This is a genomic window from Kribbella sp. CWNU-51 (genome assembly GCF_054073265.1).
Genome location: NZ_JBSXMZ010000008.1, coordinates 77,634 through 99,700 on the forward strand (window position 1 = coordinate 77,634; position 22,067 = coordinate 99,700).

General features: G+C 68.8%; 19 protein-coding genes. 8 read left to right on the forward strand and 11 right to left on the reverse strand.

Features of this window, described 5'->3' with window-relative positions; all coding sequences use genetic code 11:
- The first annotated feature begins 657 nt into the window (after positions 1-657).
- Both ACXC9Q_RS13535 and trxA read left to right on the forward strand, forming a co-directional pair.
- Positions 658-1,491 (forward strand): aldo/keto reductase, encoded by an 834-nt coding sequence (locus ACXC9Q_RS13535; protein ID WP_457056833.1) that lies wholly within the window; start codon positions 658-660, stop codon positions 1,489-1,491.
- 149 nt (positions 1,492-1,640) lie between these two features.
- Positions 1,641-2,030: a thioredoxin gene (gene trxA, locus ACXC9Q_RS13540; RefSeq protein ID WP_457056834.1), complete on the forward strand. Its 390-nt coding sequence runs from the start codon at positions 1,641-1,643 to the stop codon at positions 2,028-2,030.
- Positions 2,031-2,057: 27 nt separating this feature from the next.
- Here trxA and ACXC9Q_RS13545 read toward each other — a convergent pair whose 3' ends face one another.
- The 3 genes from ACXC9Q_RS13545 to ACXC9Q_RS13555 all read right to left on the reverse strand — a co-directional run bounded on the left by ACXC9Q_RS13545 (position 2,058) and on the right by ACXC9Q_RS13555 (position 5,096).
- Complete coding sequence (locus tag ACXC9Q_RS13545; RefSeq protein ID WP_457056835.1) at positions 2,058-2,792, reverse strand: hypothetical protein; 735 nt, start codon at positions 2,790-2,792, stop codon at positions 2,058-2,060.
- 374 nt (positions 2,793-3,166) lie between these two features.
- Positions 3,167-3,568: a VOC family protein gene (locus ACXC9Q_RS13550; protein WP_457056836.1), complete on the reverse strand. Its 402-nt coding sequence runs from the start codon at positions 3,566-3,568 to the stop codon at positions 3,167-3,169.
- Positions 3,569-3,830: 262 nt separating this feature from the next.
- Positions 3,831-5,096 carry an NAD(P)/FAD-dependent oxidoreductase gene (locus tag ACXC9Q_RS13555; protein ID WP_457056837.1) on the reverse strand — a complete coding sequence of 422 codons (1,266 nt, stop codon included), beginning with the start codon at positions 5,094-5,096 and terminating at the stop codon, positions 3,831-3,833.
- Between the two features lie 90 nt (positions 5,097-5,186).
- On the opposite strand from ACXC9Q_RS13555, the gene ACXC9Q_RS13560 reads away from it, so the two are divergent.
- Complete coding sequence (locus ACXC9Q_RS13560) at positions 5,187-6,734, forward strand: helix-turn-helix domain-containing protein (RefSeq protein WP_457056839.1); 1,548 nt, start codon at positions 5,187-5,189, stop codon at positions 6,732-6,734.
- Between the two features lie 294 nt (positions 6,735-7,028).
- On the opposite strand, the gene ACXC9Q_RS13565 is transcribed toward ACXC9Q_RS13560, so the two are convergent.
- The 3 genes from ACXC9Q_RS13565 to ACXC9Q_RS13575 are packed head-to-tail and all read right to left on the reverse strand — an operon-like array spanning position 7,029 to position 9,746.
- On the reverse strand, positions 7,029-8,126 hold the full coding sequence (locus ACXC9Q_RS13565; protein WP_457056840.1) for an NAD(P)/FAD-dependent oxidoreductase: 1,098 nt from the start codon (positions 8,124-8,126) through the stop codon (positions 7,029-7,031).
- 55 nt (positions 8,127-8,181) lie between these two features.
- On the reverse strand, positions 8,182-8,700 hold the full coding sequence (locus ACXC9Q_RS13570) for an isoprenylcysteine carboxyl methyltransferase family protein (RefSeq protein WP_457056841.1): 519 nt from the start codon (positions 8,698-8,700) through the stop codon (positions 8,182-8,184).
- Positions 8,700-9,746 carry a type III polyketide synthase gene (locus tag ACXC9Q_RS13575; protein WP_457056842.1) on the reverse strand — a complete coding sequence of 349 codons (1,047 nt, stop codon included), beginning with the start codon at positions 9,744-9,746 and terminating at the stop codon, positions 8,700-8,702. The genes ACXC9Q_RS13570 and ACXC9Q_RS13575 overlap by 1 nt, the downstream gene beginning before the upstream one ends.
- Positions 9,747-9,764: 18 nt before the next feature.
- Between ACXC9Q_RS13575 and ACXC9Q_RS13580 the strand changes: the two genes are divergently transcribed.
- Positions 9,765-10,577 carry a UbiA family prenyltransferase gene (locus tag ACXC9Q_RS13580; protein ID WP_457056844.1) on the forward strand — a complete coding sequence of 271 codons (813 nt, stop codon included), beginning with the start codon at positions 9,765-9,767 and terminating at the stop codon, positions 10,575-10,577.
- Here ACXC9Q_RS13580 and ACXC9Q_RS13585 read toward each other — a convergent pair.
- A complete protein-coding gene (locus ACXC9Q_RS13585; RefSeq protein ID WP_405065571.1) occupies positions 10,574-11,446 on the reverse strand; it encodes a LysR substrate-binding domain-containing protein in 873 nt (290 codons plus the stop codon). The genes ACXC9Q_RS13580 and ACXC9Q_RS13585 overlap by 4 nt on opposite strands.
- A gap of 124 nt (positions 11,447-11,570) precedes the next feature.
- Between ACXC9Q_RS13585 and ACXC9Q_RS13590 the strand changes: the two genes are divergently transcribed.
- On the forward strand, positions 11,571-13,097 hold the full coding sequence (locus ACXC9Q_RS13590; protein WP_457056846.1) for an MFS transporter: 1,527 nt from the start codon (positions 11,571-11,573) through the stop codon (positions 13,095-13,097).
- Between the two features lie 56 nt (positions 13,098-13,153).
- Here ACXC9Q_RS13590 and ACXC9Q_RS13595 read toward each other — a convergent pair whose 3' ends face one another.
- Positions 13,154-14,722: a N,N-dimethylformamidase beta subunit family domain-containing protein gene (locus tag ACXC9Q_RS13595; protein WP_457056848.1), complete on the reverse strand. Its 1,569-nt coding sequence runs from the start codon at positions 14,720-14,722 to the stop codon at positions 13,154-13,156.
- Between the two features lie 133 nt (positions 14,723-14,855).
- A complete protein-coding gene (locus tag ACXC9Q_RS13600) occupies positions 14,856-16,376 on the reverse strand; it encodes a lysyl oxidase family protein (protein ID WP_457056849.1) in 1,521 nt (506 codons plus the stop codon).
- Between the two features lie 209 nt (positions 16,377-16,585).
- Between ACXC9Q_RS13600 and ACXC9Q_RS13605 the strand changes: the two genes are divergently transcribed.
- Positions 16,586-18,637: a fibronectin type III domain-containing protein gene (locus ACXC9Q_RS13605; protein WP_457056851.1), complete on the forward strand. Its 2,052-nt coding sequence runs from the start codon at positions 16,586-16,588 to the stop codon at positions 18,635-18,637.
- 63 nt (positions 18,638-18,700) lie between these two features.
- Entirely contained in the window at positions 18,701-19,456 is a 756-nt protein-coding gene (locus tag ACXC9Q_RS13610) for a DUF427 domain-containing protein (RefSeq protein ID WP_457056852.1), read from the forward strand.
- 2 nt (positions 19,457-19,458) lie between these two features.
- Here ACXC9Q_RS13610 and ACXC9Q_RS13615 read toward each other — a convergent pair whose 3' ends face one another.
- Both ACXC9Q_RS13615 and ACXC9Q_RS13620 read right to left on the reverse strand, forming a co-directional pair.
- Positions 19,459-20,232, reverse strand: coding sequence for an SDR family NAD(P)-dependent oxidoreductase (locus ACXC9Q_RS13615; protein WP_457056853.1), 774 nt, complete (start codon positions 20,230-20,232; stop codon positions 19,459-19,461).
- An 8-nt stretch (positions 20,233-20,240) separates the two neighbouring features.
- Positions 20,241-20,621, reverse strand: coding sequence for a winged helix-turn-helix transcriptional regulator (locus ACXC9Q_RS13620; RefSeq protein WP_457056854.1), 381 nt, complete (start codon positions 20,619-20,621; stop codon positions 20,241-20,243).
- 93 nt (positions 20,622-20,714) lie between these two features.
- On the opposite strand from ACXC9Q_RS13620, the gene ACXC9Q_RS13625 reads away from it, so the two are divergent.
- On the forward strand, positions 20,715-22,046 hold the full coding sequence (locus ACXC9Q_RS13625) for a nuclear transport factor 2 family protein (RefSeq protein WP_457056856.1): 1,332 nt from the start codon (positions 20,715-20,717) through the stop codon (positions 22,044-22,046).
- Positions 22,047-22,067 lie beyond the last annotated feature (21 nt).

Sequence of the window (22,067 nt, forward strand, 5' to 3'; positions counted from 1 at the left end):
GCCGCTACGCCCTGCGCCTGGCGAGGGGTAGGCGTCACCGGACCATCGGGGTGGGCCCACCACTCCGGTGCGGTGCTCTGCGGGCGCTTTTTGCCCGGCTTCTTCGTACGCCGCTGTTCCGACCAATGCTCGCCTTTTGGCGGCAGATTCAGCAGCGTTCGCCACCAACTCATCGCCTACCTGCCCCTCAGACAGCAGTTACGCGGACAGTAGCCGAGAGGATACGGCAAGCAACTGTCCACTGGGAGACCTGAGACCAGGATCCGGATGCTCCATCGCCCCCCGCAGCCACACCGTCACCCCACTCGCAGGCAGTCTCACCCTCATCGGGCAAGAGTGCCACCTTCGGTACCGTCCTCATAGCTCCTCTCTCATGCCCGTTCCGGTCGATCGGGCAGCGCCACCCTGCCACACGCGGCTCGCAAGGTTCGAAGATCCGTGCGAACAATATGGTAAAGAATGCATCAAATGATCACACATAGTAACCGATACCCCACGCTTGCCTGCGGAAAACTCTCCCGTGGCAAGGGGTCAGAATCCCTGTGGACAATCGCTTGCCAGTGCCCCGCCGGGGCATAAGGTCGGGGTAACCCCTGCTACCCCTGGAGGACCAGGATGGAAACTCGCCGACTGGGCAGACTCGGGCACGAGAGCTCGGTGCTCATTTACGGTGCCGCGTCACTGGGCGGTGTCGACCAGGATCGGGCCGACGCTTCGATCCAGGAGGCCCTGGATGCCGGCATCAACCACTTCGACGTGGCCGCGGACTACGGCGACGCCGAGCTCCGGCTCGGCCCGCGGATGCCGGAGATCCGCGATCGCATCTTCCTCGCCACCAAGACCGGCCGCCGGACTTCCGAGGAGGCCTGGAGCGAGATCAACCGATCGCTGGAGCGGTTGCAGACCGACCATGTCGATCTGATCCAGATGCACGCGGTCTGCGACCTGGAGAACCTGGATCTCGTGACCGGCAAGGGCGGTTCGCTGGAGGCCGCGATCCGTGCCAAAGAAGAAGGTTTGGTCCGGGCGATCGGCATCACCGGGCACACCGCACAGGCGCCGTCGGTGCACACCGAAGGCCTGCGCCGGTTCGACTTCGACAGCGTCCTGACGCCGCTGAACTATCGCCTCTCGACCGATCCGCAGTACGCCGCCGACTACGCGGCCCTGGTGGAAGCGGTCAAGGCTTCCGACGCTGCGCTGATGACGATCAAGATGATTGCCCGGCGCAACTGGCACGAGGGCGAGGAGAAGGCGTACGACACCTGGTACCGGCCGTTCGACGAGCAGCGCTACATTACCGCCGCGACCGCCTGGCTGCTGAACGGTCACTCGGAGATCACCGGCCTGGCGACGGCCGGTGAGACCCGGCTGCTCCAGCAGATGGTTGTCGCGGAGCGCGAACGGGCCGACCTCACGCCGGAGGCCGCCGCCGCGATCCTCGAGGAGGTGCACGACTACGCATCACCCTTCGTGGACATTCCGATCTGACAGAGTGGCCCAGGTCACAGCCTCCGATCCGCATTCCGGTCATCTCGTACGGCGTACGACGTGGCGCGGTGTGACCGCTGTACTCCCGGGAACACTCGGGGACGGTCCGGTGTTGAAAGCGCTGTACTCGTCTACTTTCGGAGGTTGTAGTGGCAACGGTCGAGCTGACCCAGGAGAATTTCAACGAGGTGGTCGGTAGCGACGGCCTGATCCTGGTGGATTTCTGGGCAGAGTGGTGTGGCCCGTGCAAGATGTTCGGACCTGTGTTCGAGAAGTCGTCCGAGCAGCACACGGACATCACGTTCGGCAAGGTGGACACCGAGGCTCAGGTCGAGCTGGCACAGGCGTTCGACATCCGGTCCATTCCGACCCTGATGGCGGTCCGTGACGGCGTCGTCCTCTACTCCCAGCCCGGCGCGCTGCCGGCGGCGAACCTGGAGGACCTGATCGGCCAGCTGCGCGCGGTCGACATGGAGGATGTCCGGGCGAAGATCGCCGCGCACGAAGCGGAGCACGGCGCCGAGCCGCACACGCACTGATTCAACACACGCACTGATTCAAACAGTTCAACCAATCCGGGAGCTCTGAGCGAGCTCCCGGATTTGTTGTGCCAGGGCACTTCTGCTCGGCCCCCGCTGGATCTGCGGATCGGCGTCGATGACCGACAGCAGCCGGCCACGCTCGTCGGGTGAGAGCCGTCCCCAGCCGTTCCGGACGAGTTTCAGCGCGTGATACTGCTCGTTGCCGGTGAGCGATCGGTCGATCGCGTCGAGCAGGACCGAGCTGTCGATCAGCGAGAGGTCGCCTTCGATCAGGCCCAGCGCGAGCACCCGGACGATCGGCGAGCCGTGCAGGAACAACTCCTTGACCTCGTCCTTCTCGAACTTCTCGATCACGGACGCGTTCGCGACGCGCTGAACGATCCGGTCGAGCACTTCGCCGCGCACGACGACCAGCTCGGGCCCACGGAGCTCGTTGTAGATCGTGGCGTAGGCGTCGAGCTCGCGGTCCATCCCGAGTCGCCGCAGCGCTTCGGCACTCTTGCGCGCGTTCGCGGCGATCTGCCCGACGAGGTGGACCTCGAAGTACCCGGCCCTCCGCGAGCGGAGGCGGTCCATGACTGCGGGCAGGAGCACGAGCAGGAATCCGGCGGCGAGGATGGGGATCAGCGCCGCGTCGTCACTGTCGACGAAGAGGGCGACGATCGCCGCGACCAGCAAGGCGAGACCGGCTGACAGGCAGGCGATGCGCGCAATGACGTCCAGGCGCTTGCCCGCCGACTCCGCCCACGGTTGTCGCACACGCCGGGACTGCGAGGGAGTAACAGGCCGCCGCGAGGGGTCCGCACTCGGCCGCAGGGAGCCCTGGGCCGGGCGTTGTGGCCCGCCGCCCTGGTTCAGCTCGGTCGTCGGAAGATCGGCGCCAGGCGGCATCGACTCCTGGGTGAGCGCCCAGGAGCTGGTCGGTCCGGTCGTCGATCCGCGCTCCGGTCCTGCGGGACGTTCGTTCGGGTCGGGCATCGGGGTTGCCTCTCACCTCGTCGGCGTGCTGCCGATGGTGCTCCGTGAGCGGGCATTCGGTAACCATCCCGCCCGGATGAGGCGGCTGGTGCGGTGCCTGCATCCGGCGGTCGGGCGGTCGCGGAAGCGCTCAGAACGCGGGCGCGTGGAGGGTCTCAGGAGTCGCGGGAGCTGAGGACGCAGAACTCGTTGCCTTCGGGGTCGGCGAGGACGGTGAAGGATGCGTCGGCAGGCTGGCCGACATCGACGCGGCGGGCGCCGAGGGCTTCGAGGCGGGCGATCTCGGCGTCACGGTCCTGGCTGGTGTGCGGCGCGAAGTCGAGGTGCAGGCGGTTCTTCACCGTCTTGCCCTCCGGCACCGGGACGAACACCATCCCCGGCCCGATCCGCTCCCACGGAATGTCCCGGATGGAATCCAGGGTCACCCAGCCGGGGACGTTCACACACTCGTCGTCGGTCTCGATGATCGTCTGCCAGCCGAACGCCTCCGCCCACCAGGCGGCCTGCTTCCGGACGTCGTCGCAGTCGATCACGACCGTGTACCACCGCAGCACCATGAAGGTCCTCCCTCGTCGTCAGGGAGGACACCATGCCACGGGCCGCCGACAAGAACGGCGAGCGGGCCCTGGACAGGGGATCTGAGCCAAGGCCCGCTCGGGGCTGACCGGGGGCGCCGAGGTGACCGGCGGTAAGGCTGGCGGACGGGGTGGTTGGACCGTCCGGAAGGATCACCTGGAGCCCGAGGCGCCGGTCAGCCGAGGGAGGGGTGGTGCCGGGAGGATCGCGTGGCTGTGGCGCGCGACCTCGGCAGTCACACCCCTACCGCAGGGGGTTGAAGGGCCGCAGCTCAACCGGGGTCCGGCCGGTGGTGATGGTCTCGGCCAGCAGCTGACCGGTCACCGGGCCGAGTGTGATGCCCCACATACCGTGCCCGCCGGCGGCGAACACGCGCGGTGACGCGGTCGCACCGATCAGCGGTAGGCCGTCAGGGGTGCACGGCCGCGGCCCGACCCATTCGAAGGTCCGCGCGTCCAGGTCGGCGTCCCGCAGCAGCGGCCGGGCGGCGTCGACGATCGCGTCGATCCGGCGCGGGTCGAGCTTGGCCTCAGGCTTGCGGAACTCCATCATCCCGGCGACCCGGAGCCGGTCGCCCAGCGGCGTGCAGGCGATCCGCTGCGCCGGGAAGTACACCGGACCGGCCGGCACGTGCGCGATCGGCACGCTGAAGCTGTAACCACGCCCGGCCTGGACAACCGTGCGTACGCCGAAGTCCCGAGCCAGATCGTTCAGCCACGCGCCGGTCGCCATCACGACGGCGTCGAACGGGTCGGTCTCGCCGTCGCCGGTGACCAGCCGGACGCCACGAATCTCGTCCACGATGTCCACCACGTCGACCCCGCTGATGATCTGCCCACCGCGGGCGATCACCGAGTCGGCCAGCAGCTGGACGTACTCGCCCGGGTTGATGAACCGCTGCCCGTGCAAGCGGATCGCAGCCCCGATCTCGTCCGACAGCGAGGGCTCGATCTCACGGGCGTCGTCACCGGTGATCGCCTCGAACTCGATGCCCTGGCCGGCCGCGTGGATCTGCTCGATCTCCTCGAGCAGCACGCTCCGCTCGGCCTCGGTCCGGTACGCGGCCAGGAACGACTTGGCCTCGTAGGTCTCCGCCTCGACGCCGGCCTTGGCCAGCAGGTCGAACGCGCTCAGGGCCTGCCGGTTGATCGGGACCAGCGACTCCATCGCGGTCTTCCAGCGTCCGGCGGTGCTGTTGCGAGCGAAGCGGGTGAGGAACTTGAGCAGTCGCGGGCTCGCGGTCGGTGGCACGTACACGGGCGAGGACGGGCTCAGCACCGCGCGGACGCCGTACTTGAGGACGGCCGGTTCCGGCAGCGGGGTGGCCAGGCCCGGCGTGAGCCAGCCGGCGTTGCCCCAGGACGCGCCCGCGGCGACGCCTTCGCGATCGAGCACGGTGACCTCGACGCCGGCCTCCTGGAGGAACCAGGCGGTGGCGAGTCCGACCATGCCCGCGCCGACGACAGCGACGCGATCGGGAACGATGTGAGTGGAACCAGCAGCGACCATGTATCGATGGTGCAGCCACATCGCGCACCTGTCATGGTGCGATCACACCACTGACGGGACAAATCACTGTGCTCAGCGCACAATAACCTCATGATCACCGCGCCTGACCTGGTCGTCGCCGTCGGCCCAGCCCTGTTCGAGGTGGTGGTGACCGGGAAGGGCGACGGAGAGGTCCGCGACGTCTTCCTGGCCGACCCCCAGGAGCCCGCGACAGGTCAGCCCGGCGATCTGGTCCTGGGCCTCGGCCTGCGCGACGCCGAGGACGCCGTCGAGCTGGTGGAGCGCTGCGCGGCCGGCGGCGCCTCAGGCGTGGTTCTGCGTACGGCGCTCGCCCACGAGCCGACCGTGGTCGCAGCTGCCGAAAGGGAGCTGCTCACCCTCGTTGCGCTGCAGCCCAGCGTCACCTGGGCACACGTGGTCTGGCTGCTGCGCGGTGTCATCGACAGAGCCGCCGCACCGGACTCCCCCGCCGCCGGTGACGCCGGCGTGCACCAGGAGCTCTTCGCACTGGCAGATGCCGCCGCCGCGATCGTCGACGCGCCAGTCACCATCGAGGACAACCAGTCGCGCGTCCTGGCGTACTCCTCCGGTCAGGACTTCACCGACCCCACCCGCGTCTCCACCATCGTCGGCCGCCGCGTCCCGGCCGAGGTGATCGCGCATTTCCGGGCCCGTGGCATCTTCCGCCGGCTGGCGCGGTCCAGCGAGCCGTTCCTGGTGCCCGACGGGCCGAACGGCATCCGCCCGCGTCTCGTCGTACCGGTGCGGGCTGGTGGCGAGTGGCTGGGGTCCATCTGGGCTGTGGTGGACGGTCCAGTGAGTGATGAAGTCACTGCAGAGCTCAGCAACGCCGCGTCGGTACTCGCGCTGCACCTGCTCCGACTGCGCGCACAGGCGGACGTGGCGCGGCGGAGTGCCATCGACCGGCTGCGGACGATCCTCCGGCAGTTCTCCCCCGACAATCCGGTCGACGTACGGCTTCCACCGCAGCCGTGGCGTGTGGTCGCACTCGGGTCGCCAGAGGGGTACGACGTACCGCAGCAACTCGACCTGTGGGAGTCGACCGGTCGTCGGTACGGGTGGAGCGAGCCACAGCTCGCGGACCTCGACGGGACCGTTCTGGCCGTCGTCACGGACAACGACGGCCCTGGGTCGTGGAACTGGTTGCGCAAGCTCGTCGTGGAACAGGCCAAGACCACACCGGGCACGATCGCCGCCGCAGGTGGTCCGGCCCGCGGACCGGCCGACCTTCCGAGTTCACGAGCCGAGGCGATCGAGCTGCTGGGCCTGGTACGACGGGGTGTGGCGCCCGGACCGGTCTTGCGGGTGGAAGAGGCGTGGCATGTGCTGACTGTTCACCGAGCGGTCACTTCGCTCGACACGACGAAGATGGACGGTCCGCTCGCGACGCTGCTGCGCTACGACATCGAGCACGACACCGGCTTCGTGGAAACGTTGCAGGCGTGGCTCAACTATCCGGGTCAGCCGCAGCGGGCCGCGCGGGAGCTGCACCTGCACACGAACACCTTGCGGCACCGGATGAAGCGGATCGGCGAGATCGCCGAACTCGATCTGGCGGACCCGCGCGAACGCCTGGCGTTGCAGTTGCAGATCGCGGCAGTGCGCACCGAACACTGAGTCCCGGAGCGCTTCTCACGAGTTCCCAACAGCGCTGAGATCTTCGCCACAGCCCTGTGTAACAAGGCTTCACATTCCGGCAACGGTTGAGCAACATCGGGCTGATTAAGTCTTCCTCAGAAACACCGAGCACCACCCCCAAGGACTGTCCCAGCTTTTCACCAGGAAGCTGGGGCACCGGTCCAGCCTTTCACCAGGAGGCTGGAACGGCCGGTCCGAGCTTTTCACCAGGAAGCTCGGGCCTCTCGTGGGCCCGGCGATTGTCTGAGCGATCGCCAGGCCCCGATTAATTGCTCAGGACAACCTGTTCACGATCGTCGAGTAGACGCCGGGCAGCAGCGCGGCGGCGGGGACGATCCGGGGAGCCAGCAACGGCCGGTTGCGGGCCCAGAGCAACGAACCGGTGAGGAACCGGCACTCCCAGGAGACGCGGCGCCAGGCGGCCTCGTAATCCTCGGGGCGATCCTTGCGGACGCACTCGACCAGCTCCGCCGACGTTCGGAGTGCGACCGCGATCCCCTCGCCGGTCAGCGCGTCGACGTACCCGGCGGCGTCCCCGACCAGCAGGATCCGGCCGGCCACGCGTCCGCGGACTCGTTGGCGCAGCGGGCCGGCGCCCATGACGGCACCGGCGGGGCGGGCGTCGTGCAGGCGACGCTTGAGCGCCGGGAACGCGTCGAGGTGCGACTCGAAGCTTCCGCGCGCCGAGGTGAGGATCGCAACCCCGACGAGGTCCTCGGCGACCGGTGTCACGTACGCCTCCCCCAGCTGCGACCAGTAGACCTCTACGAGGTCTGTCCAGGGTGAGACGAAGAAGTGCTGCCGCAGCCCGCGGCGGACATCGGAGGTGGGCGAGGAGAGGCGAGTGGAGCGGTCCGGCCGGGCGCGGCCCAGCTGACGGCGGATGGATGTGTGCAGGCCGTCGGCGGCGGCCGGATGGCGGGCGAGGCCCAACTGGCGGCGGATGGGTGAGTGCAGGCCGTCCGCGGCCGCGAGGTAGCGGGCCGTGTGGCCGGCGGCGGTGACCGAGCTGGTGTTCTGGATGATCGGCCCTACTCGGGTCCGAAGTACCGGCACGCCGAGCTCGGCCAGCCGATCAGTCAGAGCCTGATGGAGCGTCGTACGGCGAACGCCCAAGCCCGGGCCGGCCCGAAACCGAGCGTCCACCTGGTGCACAGCGTCGAGGTAGCGGATGCCGTGAAACGGGCGTCCGGTCAGCTCCACACCGAGACGCGTGAGGTAGTCGGCGGCACTGTGGGCGATCCCCTCACCGCAGGCCTTGTCGATAGGAGCCGAGCGGGGCTCGACGACCACGACCGACAAGCCGGCCAGCGCCGCGCGGATCGCCGTGGCCGCGCCGGCGGGGCCGGCGCCCGCAACCAGGAGATCCACATCGGGTCGAACCGAGCCGGTGCCGGGGTGCGTCATGTGGGTGGGCCGGGGGCGATCACTTGACCAGGGCGGCGGTCAGGGCCGCGTCTTCGCAGCGGATGCGGATGGCGAGGAGGGGGATGTTGAGCACGGTGAAGACCAGGGCGGTGATCCAGGCGGTGTGGACCAGTGGGAGGGCGATGCCCTCGGCGACGACCGCCACGTAGTTGGGGTGGCGGATCCAGCGGTACGGGCCGCGCGCAACCAAGTGGAGGCCGGGGACAACGATCACCCGGGTGTTCCACTGGTGCCCCAGGACCGTGATGCACCACCAGCGCAGGCCCTGCGACAGCAGGACGACGGCGAACATCGTCCATCCGAGTGCCGGGATGAACGGCCGGTGCGCCGCCTCCACCAGACAGCCGGCGAGGAGACCGGTGTGCAACACGACCATGAACGGATAGTGCCCGCGCCCCGACTCCACACCACCGTGCGCGAAGCTCCACTTGGCGTTGCGCAGCGACACCACCAGCTCGGCCACGCGCTCACCGCCGACGAGCAGGACCAGCACCACATACCAGGCGTAGGACGACATCACCACTCCAGGAGGACGAGCTCGGACGAGAACCCCGGGCCCATGGCGAGGAGCAGGCCCGTGCCTGAAGGATCCAGCCCGAGCGTGTCACCGAGGACGTGCAGGACCGAGGAGGACGACAGGTTGCCGACCGCATCTAGCGATTTCCAGGTCAGATCCAGCGCTCCCGGCCGCAGCTCCAACGTCTCCGCCACGGCCTCCAGCACCTTCGGGCCGCCCGGATGACTCACCCAGGTCCCGATCTCCGGCACGGTCAACCCGTGAGAGCCGAGAAAGCTCCGCACATCACCACCGAGGTAGGTCCGCACCACATCGGGCACATCCGCCCCGAGAACGATCCGGAACCCACCCGACCCGACGTCCCACCCCATCACCCGCTCGGAATCCGGATACAACCGGCTCCGCGTCGCCACCACCGACGGCCCCGACGCCAGCGGGTGCTCCGAGCCGGTCAGCACCACAGCCGCCGCACCGTCCCCGAACAACGCCCCACCCACCAGGTTCGGCAACGACGAGTCGTCCCGCTGCAGGGTCAGCGAACACAACTCCACCGACAGCAGTACGGCGACATGCGTCGGCCAGGCGAGCAAGTAGTCGTGCAACCGGGCAATGCCCGCAGCCCCACCCACACAGCCCAGCCCGAACAGCGGCAGCCGCTTGACGTCCTCCCGCAACCCCAGCCGCACCGCCACCCGTGCGTCGATCGACGGCGCGGCCACCCCGGTCACCGTGGTGAACATCAGGACATCGACATCGTCGAGCGTCAGCCCGGCGTCCGCCACCGCTCCCGCGATCGCCTCGGCTCCGAGGTCCACGGCCGTCGCGATCCACGCGTCGTTCGCGTCCCCGAAGTCCTTGAGTACGGCGTACTCCTCCAGCGGCAACGCGAGGTGCCGAAACGAGACCCCGGCATTCGCGTGCAGTCGGCGGAGCAGCGCGGTCCCTTTGCCGTCCGGCAGGCAGATGTCCGCGAAGGCGGCGGTCAGCTCGGACTGCGGATAGCGGTTCGGGGGCAACGCGGGCCGGACCGCGGCGATCCGCGTCATCGTGGCATCGTTACGTCGGTGAGCATCGTGCGGACAGTCCGTGGTCTCGCCCTCGCATGCCACCCGGGGCCGACGGTCGCCGTCACCGTGCTGGTCACGGCCCTCGCCTGGTCGACCGGGCGAAGCCCCGCCGGGTGTCTCCTCGTCGCAGCAACGATCCTCACCGGCCACCTCTCGATCGGCTGGAGCAATGACGCGATTGATGCCGCCCGAGACACCATTGTGAACCGTCAGGACAAACCAGTGGTGCGTGGACTGGTGAGTCGCCGTACCCTCGCCGTCGGCGCCGGCGTCATGCTGGTCGTCACCATCCCGCTCTCGCTCGCGAACGGGATCGCGGCCGGCCTGATGCATCTGCTCTTCGTCGCCTGCGCCTGGGCGTACAACCTCGGGCTCAAATCGACCGCGATCTCCTGGCTTCCGTACGCCGTCGCGTTCGGTGCACTGCCCTCGTTCGTCACGCTCGGCACGGCCGATGTCTGGGCTCCGTGGTGGGCGACCGCGGCCGGCGCCTTACTCGGGATCGGTGCCCATCTGGCAAACGTCGTACCCGATCTGGACGACGACCTGGCGACCGGTGTGCGGGGCTGGCCGCAGCGGCTCGGCCCCTATGCCCGGCTGATCGCGCCGCTGCCGCTCGCGGCGGCGACCGCACTCCTCGTGATCGCGCCGGCCGGTGCGGTCGGAGTGATCGGGTGGATCGCGCTCGTAGTGGTCGCCGGTTTGCTCGTCGTGATCGTGGCGTGGCGGGACGCGCCGTTCCTGGTCACGATCGCGATCGCCGCGGTCAGCATCATCAGCTTGGTGCTCCGCGGCGACGCACTCGTCTAGGCGGCGTCCGGCTTGAGCGGTGCGTTGCTGCCCAGGATCGCGGCGGTGAGCGCCTCGGCCGGCTCCTTCGCGGCCCGCGGGTTCGTGATCAGCACCAGATCGATCGACGGGAGCTCCGGCAGTCCGGCGCTCGGCGGCGGCTCGACCAGGTCGGCGGGCATCAGCGACCGGGCGAAGATCGCGATCCCCAGTCCGGCCCGGACTGCCGCGAGTACGCCGTTCACACCCCGGACGATGCAGGTGATCCGGCACGACCGGCCCGCCTGCTCGAGCGTCTGCACACCGAGCGACCGGCTGAGCGACGGCGCCTGATAGGCGACCAGCGGAACCGGGCCGTCGGGGGCGATCCGGGTCCCGGAGATCCCGGCCCAGACCAGCGGGTCCCGCCGTACCAGCCGTCCGTTCGGCTCGTAGCCGCCGCCGGCGCCGTGCTTCACGTAGGCGAGGTCGAGGTGGCCGGACTCGACCCGGCGGAGCAGGTTCGGGCTCTGGGCAACGGTCAGCTCGAGGTCGATCCGCGGGTAGAGCTGGCGGAAGTCGCGCAGGATCCGCGGCAGCGGGGTGAGCGCCAGGTCGTCGGTCACGCCGAAGCGCAGCCGGCCACGCAGCTCGGAGCCGGTGAAGTACCCGGCCGCCTCCTCGTGCGCGGCCAGGATGGTCCGGGCGAACCCGGCCATCGCCTCGCCGTCCGCGGTCAGCGTCACCGTCCGGGTGTCCCGCACGAACAACGGCCGCCCGACGGCCACCTCGAGTTTGCGGACATGTTGACTCACCGTCGGCTGCCGGATACCCAGCCGGTCGGCGGCCTGGGTGAAGCTGAGCGACTGGGCCACCGCCAGGAACGTGCGCAGCTGGTCCGGGTCGTACATCGATGCACCTCCCATTACGTGACGCAATAAGACTAATAGGAGTAATTCGCTGTCAGAATTCAGGACCGAACCCTGAGGATGGAGATGTCCTCCCCTGACCAGACGACTCGTGTAGGGATCGCTCTTGACCACCCGGGCCACCGGTTCTGTCCCATCCGTCCCCGACTTCCACACCCACCGCACCACCAATCCGGCCGAACTCCGCGAGTCCCAGCGGCGTCCCGGCTTCAAGGACACCTTCAGCGCACTGCAGGTCCGCAACTTCCGTCTCCTGGTCAGCGGGTTGCTGGTCAGCTCGACCGGTGGCTGGATCCAGCGCATCGCGCAGGACTGGCTGGTGCTCACGATCACCGGCAGCGCCACCGCGGTCGGCATCACCACCGCGCTGCAGTTTCTCCCTACCCTCCTGCTCGGCCTGTTCGGCGGTGTGATCGCGGACCGCTTCCCGAAGCGGAAGGTCCTGCTCTGCACCCAGACCACGATGGGCATGGCGGCCGCCGTACTGGCGACCCTCGCGTTCACCGGCCAGGTGCAGGTCTGGCAGGTGTACACGATGGCCCTGTTCCTCGGCTTCGCCACCGCTGTCGACAATCCGACCAGGCAGTCCTTCGTCACCGAACTCGTCGGCAAGGACCGGGTCCGGAACGCGATCAGCATGGTGTCGTCGACGTTCCAGCTGGGCAGCCTGATCGGCCCGGCGCTCGGCGGCCTGCTGCTCGGCTCGATCGGCACCGGCTGGGCGTTCGCGCTCAACGCCTGCACCTTCTTCGCCTCGATCAGCGCCCTGCTGCGGATGCGGGAGAGCGAGATGCCCGGGCTGCACGCCGCCCGCAGGGCGAGCGCCGGGATGCGGATCCGGGACGGGCTGCGCGACGGTGTGCGGTACGCGTTCCAGGAGCCGGCGGTCCGGTGGGCGATCGCGTTGGTCGGCATCTACGGGATGTTCACGATCAGCCTGCCGGTGACGCTGACGGCGTTCGCCGACCGGGTCTTCCACACCGGCGCGTCGGGGTACGGCGTACTCAACTCGGTGGTCGCGGCCGGGGCGCTGACCGGTGCGTTGCTGTCTGCGCGCCGGGTCCGGCCGACGCGCCTGCGCAACCTGATCGGTATCGCCTGCCTGCTCACGATCACCCAGGTGCTGGCCGCGATCCAGCCGTCGCTGTGGACCTTCATCCCGGTGCTGGCCTCGATGGGCATGGCGACCCTGATGTTCCTCACCGCGGCGCAGTCGATGGTCCAGCTGACCACGCCGGACGGACTGCGTGGGCGGGTGTCCGGGATCTACAACCTGGTGTTCATCGGCGGCGGCGCGATCGGCGGTCCGACGGTCGGGTTCCTCGCCCAGCACTTCGGCGCCCGCTCGGCGCTGCTGCTCGCCGGTCTGATCCCGGCTATGGCAACCATTGCGATCGCCCTCCGGCTCCGCCGCGACGGCCGCTTCAGGCTGGTCGTGGTCCGCACCCGCTCGCCCTGGCACCAGGCCCCGGTCCGCCTCAACCTCGAGCAGACCTCGATCCAGCTCTCGGCCCCCGCCGGCACCCCGGCGCCGCGGACGTCCCGCCCGTTCGTCATCGGACGCCGTCAGCACGCTCGCACGGACCCGCACACCCGGCCGTTGCGGCCGCGCCGCCGCCCGCAACACCACTAGCCGTCCGGGACAGGGCCGCGAAGCTGCCTCTCGGCCCTGTCCCGGACAATCGCTGATCAGCCGACGCGGCCACCGGTACCGGTGGACGTGTCCGTCGACGCGCCCAGCGCGGCCAGGTCCCCGCGGGCGGGATGGCCATGGCCGATCGGACCGGTCGCCATCGCGCGAACCAGGTTCAGCGTCACTGTCCGGGCGAACGCGACCGTCGGCGCTTTGAGCGAGTGCTTGGAGTCCGGCCCGTGGAGCGCGCGTACCCACTCCATCGAACCGGTGTCGAACACAGCGGCTCCGGACGGCACCGTGTAGTACGTCGCATCCGAGAAGGTACGTCGCCCCGGCCCGCAGGTGGCCGGCGAATGCGCCACCACCTGGAGGTTGGCCGACGTACCCGCGATCGGATAGGCACGATCGATCTCGGTCGCCACCAGGCCTGGGTACGACGATCCCCTGGCCGCTCCGGTCCCGGCGAACAGGAAGAACCCGGGATCCCGGACGACGAACGATCCCTCCGCCGGGAAGCACTCGTACAGCATGCCGGTCAGGCTGTTCTCCGGACTCGGGAACGGAACGCTGCGCCACTTCACCGTCGTGTCCGGCCGATTCTTCCGCGGATCCGCGGAAGCATCCTTGTAGCCGGCCAGCACGCGCTGCGAGCCCAGTCGGCCAGGTTCGTAGCGGACCCGCCAATAGACCGCGTTGGCGCCGAGGAACGCGACGTTCGTGCCCGCGTCGCGGGCCTTGGTGACGGCTGCCCGCATCCCGGTGGTCCAGTACTCGTCATGACCACCCGACACGATCCCTCGCGCACCTGCGAGCGCGTGCGGATCGGTGGCCAGATCGAAGCTGGTCAGATAAGCCAGCGGTACGCCGCTCTGCTCGGCGAGCTGGATCAGCGGCAACTCGGACTGCACCAGGAGATGCGCACCATCACGGTCGTACGGCCGGTCGAAGCTCACCCGGTACGCGCGAGTCGCGAACGAGTTGTGCGGGCCGTGGTAGAGCGAGTAGCCACCCCAAGCGTTGTACGCCTGGTAGGTGTTGACGGCATCGACGATGACGACAGCACCGCGCGTCGATTCCGAGCGGATCGTGATCGGGACGTACTTCTCCTTGCCGTTCGCCGCGGTGAGCAGCAGCAGGTAGGCGCCGGCCGGCCAGCCTGTCGTGGGCACGGTGAGCGAGGGACGCCAATTCGTGCTGACCATGCGGTCGGCACCCACGGTCGGCGCCGGCTGAACCAGGCCGGGAACGGCCGGCGAGGTCCACACCAGTCGCGCCCCCTTTCCGCCGTACCAGCCGATCCGGAACGCACGCACGGTGAAGGCGCCGGCGGTCGAGGTCGCATACAGCCGGAACGATTGGCCGCTGCGGACACTGACCCGTTCGGTGTACCCGGCGAGCTCGACGGGGCCGGCCAGCCGATTCGCGGGCAGAACCCACTGCGTCGTACCGAGCTTCGCATTCTCAGCGAGGGCGGACCCGCCACTGGCGCGGACCGGGGGCGCCGGCGGTGAGCTCGGGCGACTCGTCGGCACCGACGCGGCCGGCGGCTCCCGAGTGGCGGAGTGACACCCGGCCGCAGCGGCGACCAGGGCCAGTACCGTCACCAAGACCCAGGGGCGCACTATCCCACTCCTCCGGATCGGCGTTCGAGCATCGTAGTCACAGGATGCCTTGGAGAACGCTGAGAGGCTCGCGCCCCCGGCCGGACCGAACCGGGGGCGCGAGGTGCTGGTCGACCGACCAGCGTGGGCGGCATCAGGGAACGCTGATCACGCCGACCGGCGGGACCTTGACGGTGCGGTGGTGCTTGGTTCCGCCGAGGACGACCTCGCGGAGCGCCACGTTGTTCTTGGTGCTCGCTTCGAACAGGCGGTTCTCCGGGTTGGCCGTGACCTGGACGTAGTACGTGCCGTTCGGCAGGTCGGTCACGTCGAAGGACTGACCGGGCAGGGACTGCACGTAGGTGTCGCCGGAGCCGACGTCCAGGACCTCGCGGACCGAGAGCGATCCGCGGTTGCCGCAGGCCGTGTGCAGGTCGGTGTTCTGCGGGTGCCAGTTGGCGTTCTTCACCGTGTAGTCGATGGAGTCCGTCGCGGCCAGGCAGAACGCCTCCTTCTGACTGCGGACCACCTCGGTCTGCTTCGAGTTCAGCAGGCTGTAGCGGGCGAAGTCGGTGAAGTGCCAGTGGTTGTGGCCGTCGCGGCCGTCCCACTCGAGCGTGCCGGTGTTCTGGTAGCCGACCTGCTTGCCGTGTGCGTCGTAGAAGTACTGGTACGCGTCCATCAGGTCCTTGCCCTGCTGCCGGAACCCGTCCAGCACCAGCGGCGACGGACCCGCGTTCCACACGGTCGCCGAGAACTGCAGGAAGTCCTTCTGCGCGTCCGGCGTGCCTTCGTCGCCCGGCAGGACCTCGATGCCCCACGCGGGCACCGGCCGGAGGTCGGGCTTCGGGCCGTTCGGCACGCTCGGCTTCCCGGTCGGTCGGGTCGCGTTCGGCTTCGGCGCCACCGAGCCCGCCGCGGCCGTCTTCTGCTGAGCGGCGGCGAAGCAGCCTCGGACACCGTGCCCGTCGCCACAGCCGTCACTCTGCTGCACGGTCACGCTCAAGGTGAGTGCCGCATCGGACGCACCGATCTTGAAGAAGTCGCGATACACCTTGCTGACCGTGACAGTCGCCCTGTACTTGCCCACGGCAAGCTTCACCGGAGCGCCGTACCCGCTGAACGTGTTCGACGACCAGCCGGTCTGCAGACCCCAGACCGCGCCCTGCGTGAACGGGTTCGCCGAACAGCCTTCCGGGTACGGCGAGGTCGCCGGCGCATCGGGACGGGTCCGCGACCCCTCACCGTTCAGGCAGACCGACTGATCCTGGTCGAGCACCTTCTTGCCGGACGCATCGGTCATCGTGACGTGCAGGAACTTCCCTAGCCCGGAGAAGTCCGTGACCAAGCCCTTCGGCAGGACGCGCGCCGGCTTCCCGTTGACGTACTGCCTCGCAACGACCGGCGACCTGTACGACGCCCGCGTCGTCCGCACCTCGATCGGCGCGTCGCCGGCCACCACGTGGGTGCCGAGATCCAGGTCAACGCCGTAGTCCGGGATGCTGTCCAGCGTGACATCGGTGCTTCCGGCAACCAACTTCAGCGCCGGCCGTGCGGTCGCCGTCGTACGCGGCGACGCCGCCGACGCACCGAGTGCCGCGATCGCGACCAATCCGGCCGCACCGGCCGCACCGGCCGCGGCGATCGCCGTCCGGCCGAGTGTCCTTGACTTCACGATGATGGAACCCCCTCCTGCTCTGCGGACCGGCATCCTCACGAGCCGGTCTCTTCGCTCGTACGACGTCCGGGCCGCGGAACGAAGTTGATGAAGGTTCGATGGCAGTCGTGTCACAGGAAGTCAGGGGACCTGAATACTTGACGCAGTAAATTAAGCGACCCTAGGCTCGGCCGGGTCCGCCCTCTCCTCCCCTGGAGGATCATCGAATGTCTCTCCGCAACCGCAGCACGATCGTCCTGGCCGCCGTCGCCCTGGTGTCGACCGCAGCCGCCATCGCCCCCGCCGACGCAGCCCAACCCGTTGTCGTCCAAGCCCAGAAGCCCCTACCAGCCAAGTACCCACAGGTCGCCGCCAAGCCGTACATGGGCTGGAGCAGCTGGAGTCTGCAGTCCACCAATTACCCGGGCGTGAACCCGGACGGCCCCGGCAGCTTCATCAGTGAGCAGAACATCCTCACCGAGGCACACGCGCTGGCGACCAAGCTCAAGCCGTACGGCTACGAGTACGTCAACGTCGACGCCGGTTGGCAGGACGGCGGTGACGAGTACGGCCGCCCGGTCGCCATGGCGAAGCGCTTCCCCCGCGGGATGAAGGCGGTCGGCGACGACATCCACAAGCTCGGGCTGAAGTTCGGCATCTACACCACCGTCGGCCTCGGCACGGACGTCTACCGCGACGGCAACACGCCGATCTACGACGCACCCGGCTGCTTCACCCGCGACATCGTCTACCCGGACCTGCGCAAGACCAACGGCTGGGACGCGGCGTACAAGATCAACTACGAGAGCCCGTGCGCGCAGAAGTACGCCGACTCGATCGCCAAGCTCTTCGCGAGTTGGGGCGTGGACTTCATCAAGATGGACGGCGTCGGCCCCGGCTCCTGGAAGGGTGCTCCGGACGACCCGAACCACAACAACACCGAGGACATCGAGGCCTGGTGGCGCGCGGTGCAGAACGCCGGCCGCCCGATGATGTACACGCTGTCCTGGTCCCTCAGTCACCGGTACGCCGATGTCTGGAAGCAGAACTCGAACGGCTGGCGGATCGACACCGACGTGGAGTGCTACTGCGACACGATCGTCCGCTGGGACAGCTCGGTGAAGGCGCGCTGGTGGGACCTCCCCCAGTGGATCGACGACGCCGGCCCCGGGCACTGGAACAACCTGGACGCGATCAACGTCGGCGTGGGCGCGATGGACGGCCTCACCGACGCCGAGCGGCAGAGCTACATGACCTTCTGGGCGATCAACGCCGCACCGGTCTTTGCTGGTGACGACCTGACCAAGCTCGACGCGTACGGCCTCAAGCTACTGACCAACCGCGAAGTCATCGCGATCGACCAGTCCGGCAACCCGGCCCGCCCGCTGAACCAGGACCAGCTGCAGCAGACCTGGTACGCCAAGAACGCCGACGGCAGCGTCACGGTCGCACTGTTCAACCTGGCCGAAGCCCCGGCCACGGTGACCGGCAATTTCGACCAGCTGGGCATCACCGGCAAGGCGACCGTCCGCGACATCTGGGCGGACCAGAACACCCGGAACGTGTCCGGCCAGGTGTCCGCCGCACTGCCGGCCCACGGGTCGAAGCTGTACAAGATCACGCCGAACGACACATCAGGTCCGACCAAGCCGGCCGACCTGACCGCGACGGACGTCGGCCGCACCACCACGTCGCTGACCTGGCGGCCGAGCACCGGCGCCTCGTCGTACAAGGTGTTTGCCAATGGCAAGCAGGTGGCGACCAGCTCGACCACGAGCGCCGTGGTGACCGGGCTGCTGCCGCAGACGCAGTACACCTTCACGGTGAAGGGGGTGAACGGCGGCCGTACGTCGGATGCCAGCGCTCCGGTCACCATGTTCACCGCGAAGTCGGGTGGACCGGTCCGGTACGAGGCCGAGGCGCCGACCAGCACGCTGACCGGGAACGCGGGCATCTCCGGGTGCACCCTGTGCTCGGGTGGCGCGAAGATCGGCAACATCGGGTACGACGCCACGGTGACGCTCAACAACATCACGGTCCCGGCCACCGGCACGTACCTGGTCAAGATCGCCTACACCGACGGCGACACCAGCCGGCAGAGCATGCTCACGGTGAACGGCACCGACACCTACTGGGCCAACTACTCCGGTCTCGGCGACAACGACTGGGGGACGCCGCAGGTGACCTACCTCCCGATGAAGCTGACCGCCGGAGCCAACTCCATCAAGGTCAGCAACCCGGCCGGCTACATCGCCGACATCGACTGGATCACCGTCTGACCCGTTCCGGAACCGTTCGTACGACGTCTGCCGTAGTGGCGGGGTATGACGGACGATGGATTCATGAGCGCCTATCCAGAAGCACTCGTGCCACCCGGCGGAACCGCTCCGGTCCCCCGCCGGGTGCGCGCGACCCTTGGCAACCGCGTCGTTCTCGACACGACGGACGCGATTTATCTGTGGGAGTTCCCGCCGTACCCGCAGTACTACATCCCGCTCGCGGACGTGGCGGACGGCGTGCTGACCGACACCGGCGAGACGAAGGAGTTCGACCACGGTGTCGCGCGAGTGCACACGGCCGGATCCGGCAAGGCCTGGGTGTACGACGAGGGCGTCGCAAAGGACCGGGTGCGGTTCCAATGGGACGCCCTCGACAGCTGGTTCGAGGAAGACGAGGAAGTCTTCGTCCATCCGCGGAACCCGTTTGCCCGCTGTGACGCGATCCGGTCCGGCCGGCACGTCACGGTCGAACTGGACGGGAAGCTGCTGGCCGAGTCGCGCTCGACGGTGATCGTGTTCGAGACCGGGCTACCACCGCGCTACTACTTCCCGCGGACCGAGGTGAACTTCGAGCATCTGACCCCGAGCGACACCCGGAGCGCGTGCCCGTACAAGGGCCGGACGTCCGACTACTGGTCCGTTGGCGACCGCCGCGATCTCGCCTGGTCCTACGACTTCCCGACCGCTGCGCTGCTGCCGATCACCGGCCTCGTCTCCTTCTTCAACGAGAAGGTCGACCTGACGATCGACGGCGAGCCGAAGGCCCGGCCCGTCACCCCGTTCTCCGACCGCGAGATCAGCGCCGGTCCCCCGAACTGAGCTCAGATGGAGGCGGTGGTGGCGCCGTCCATCGTGACGATCGAGGCGGTGACGTAGCTGGCCCGTGGGGACGCGAGGAAGACGGCGACGTCGGCGACCTCGCTCGGTTCGCCGGCGCGGCCGAGCGGCATCTCGGCAACGAGTTCCTGCAGCAGTTCCTCCTTGGGGCGGCCGGTCGCGCGGACCGCCGCCTCGAGGCCTTCGTCGACGCGGGAGGTGCGGGTCGTGCCGGGGTTGATCACGTTCACCCGGACGCCCTGAGCGGCGTACGCCTTGGCGTAGCCGACCGATGCCAGCATGAGCGCCGCGTTGGCCGCGCCACCGCCGATGTGCAGCGGGTTCGCCGCGCGGCCGCCCTGGCCGACCACGTTCACGATCGCGCCGCTGCCCCGCTCGGCCATCCCTCGGATGACCGCCTCGGTCGCGTGCATGTAGGTGAAGTACTTCGCCTCCATCGCGGCGTGCAGCGTCGTACTGTCCAACTCGTCGACGGGCGTCCGCCGGGCCGCGCCCGCACAGTTGATCAGGATGTCCGGTGCGCCGATCCGCTCGAAGGCCGCCGTGGTCGCGTCGGCATCGGTGAGGTCGACCGCCTGCACCTCGAAGCTCAGGCCCTTGGCCGCAAGCTCCTCCTGCGCCTTGGCCAGGTTGCCGGCGTCACGGGAGATCCCGATCACCTTCGCACCCTCCGAGGCGAGCGCCTCCACACAGGCCAGGCCGATGCCCTTGCTCGCTCCGGTGACGACCGCGGTCTTCCCCGACAGTTGCAGATCCACGTGACTCCTCAGGTGTTGGCGTCGTACTCGTCGCGGGCGGCGGCGATCTCGTCCATGTGGTCGTAGGCCCAGGTCCGCATCGTCGCGACGGCGGCGGCCAGGCTCCGGCCGAGCGGGGTCAGCGTATAGCTGACCGTCACCGGCACAGTAGGAAGAACATCACGCCGGACGACGCCGTCCCGCTCGAGGTTGCGCAGCGTCTGGGTGAGCATCTTCTGGGTGATGCCCTCGATGATCGACTTGAGCTGGCCGGAGCGCAGCGTGCCGCCCTTCTCGAGCGTGCTGATCACCAGCATCGTCCAGGTGTCGCCGATCCGGCCGAGCACCTGACGCGTCGGGCAGGCGCCTTTCGTGGCGTCCCACCTACCTCTGACCTGGTCGGTATCCATTCGGTGCCTATGGCAGTAATTAGTGCTGTCTTCCGCCCGCCACGATCGGTTCGTAGCGTCATTGCCGAGTCTAGGTGAAGGAGCAGGACGGCCATGAGAGCAGTGGTTCCGGTGGACACCGGCAGGATCGGGTTCGCGGACGTCGACGACGTCCGGCGGGGCGCGGACGAGATGGTGATCGAGGTCGCGGCGTTCTCGATCAACCGCGGTGAGACGTTCCAGCTGGAGCGGCCGCGGGACGGGTGGCGACCGGGCAAGGACATCGCCGGCCGGGTGATCGAGGCCACCCCTGACGGTCCGCCGGTCGGCACTCGCGTGGTCGCTCATCTCCCACACTCGGGCTGGGCCGAGCGCGTGACCGCACCGGCCACCCAGGTCGCCGTACTGCCGGGCACCATCTCCTTCGCGCAGGCTGCCGCGCTCCCGCTGGCCGGGCTGACCGCGCTGCGCTTGCTGCGTACGGCGGGCAGCGTGATCGGACGGCGGATCCTCCTGACCGGCGCGTCCGGCGGAGTCGGCCACTACTTCACCGAACTCGCGGCCGGCGCCGGCGCATCCGTCACGGCCGTCGTCTCGTCCCCCGCCCGCGGCGAGCGACTGCTCGAACTCGGTGCCCAGGATCTCGTCTACGACGTCGCGGACGCACCCGGACCGTACGACCTCGTCTTCGAATCCGTCGGTGGCGAGAGCCTGCCGGTCGCGTTGTCGAAGCTGGTCCCGGGTGGTGACCTGGTCTGGTTCGGCGAGGTCAGCCGGCAGCCGGTGACGCTCGACTTCTTCGACTTCTTCACCGCTCCCGAGGCAGCGCGCATCCGGCACTTCCACTACGTCCACGGCCGCGACGACGAGGATCTTGCCACGCTGGTCCGGCTGGTCACGGCCGGCCGGCTTCACCCGGAGCTCGGCCGCGTCGAGGACTGGTCCCGGACGGACGCCGTACTCGACGACCTGCGTGAGCGTCGCATCCGCGGCAACGCTGTACTGACCCTGCATGAGGAGGAGGCAACACCGATGGATCCGAAGACCATTGTGACCCGGTACGTCGAGGCTGTGGCGGCGGGTGATCTGCCGACCATCCGCGCCAGTTTCGCGCCCGACGTCGTGTGGACGTATCCCGGTGACCTCCCGCTGTCCGGCGACTGGAAGGGACGGGACATGGTCGTCGACGAGTTCCTCGGTGCGGCCGCCGGCAACCTCTTCGCCCCCCGTACGCCGGTGACGATCAAGCTGGTCAACGTCATCGCCGACGGCGAGCAGGTGTTCGCCGAGTGGACCGCACAGGCGACCGCTCGCGCCGGTGGTGCCTACGACAACAAATGTGGTGGAGTCTTTACCGTTCGGGACGGCCTGATCGTCGCGGTCCGGGAGTACCTCGACACCGACCACGCCCGCCGGGTCCTGTTCGCCGGCGAATCGATGCCCTGAGCAATCGTCATCTTTCGGCGC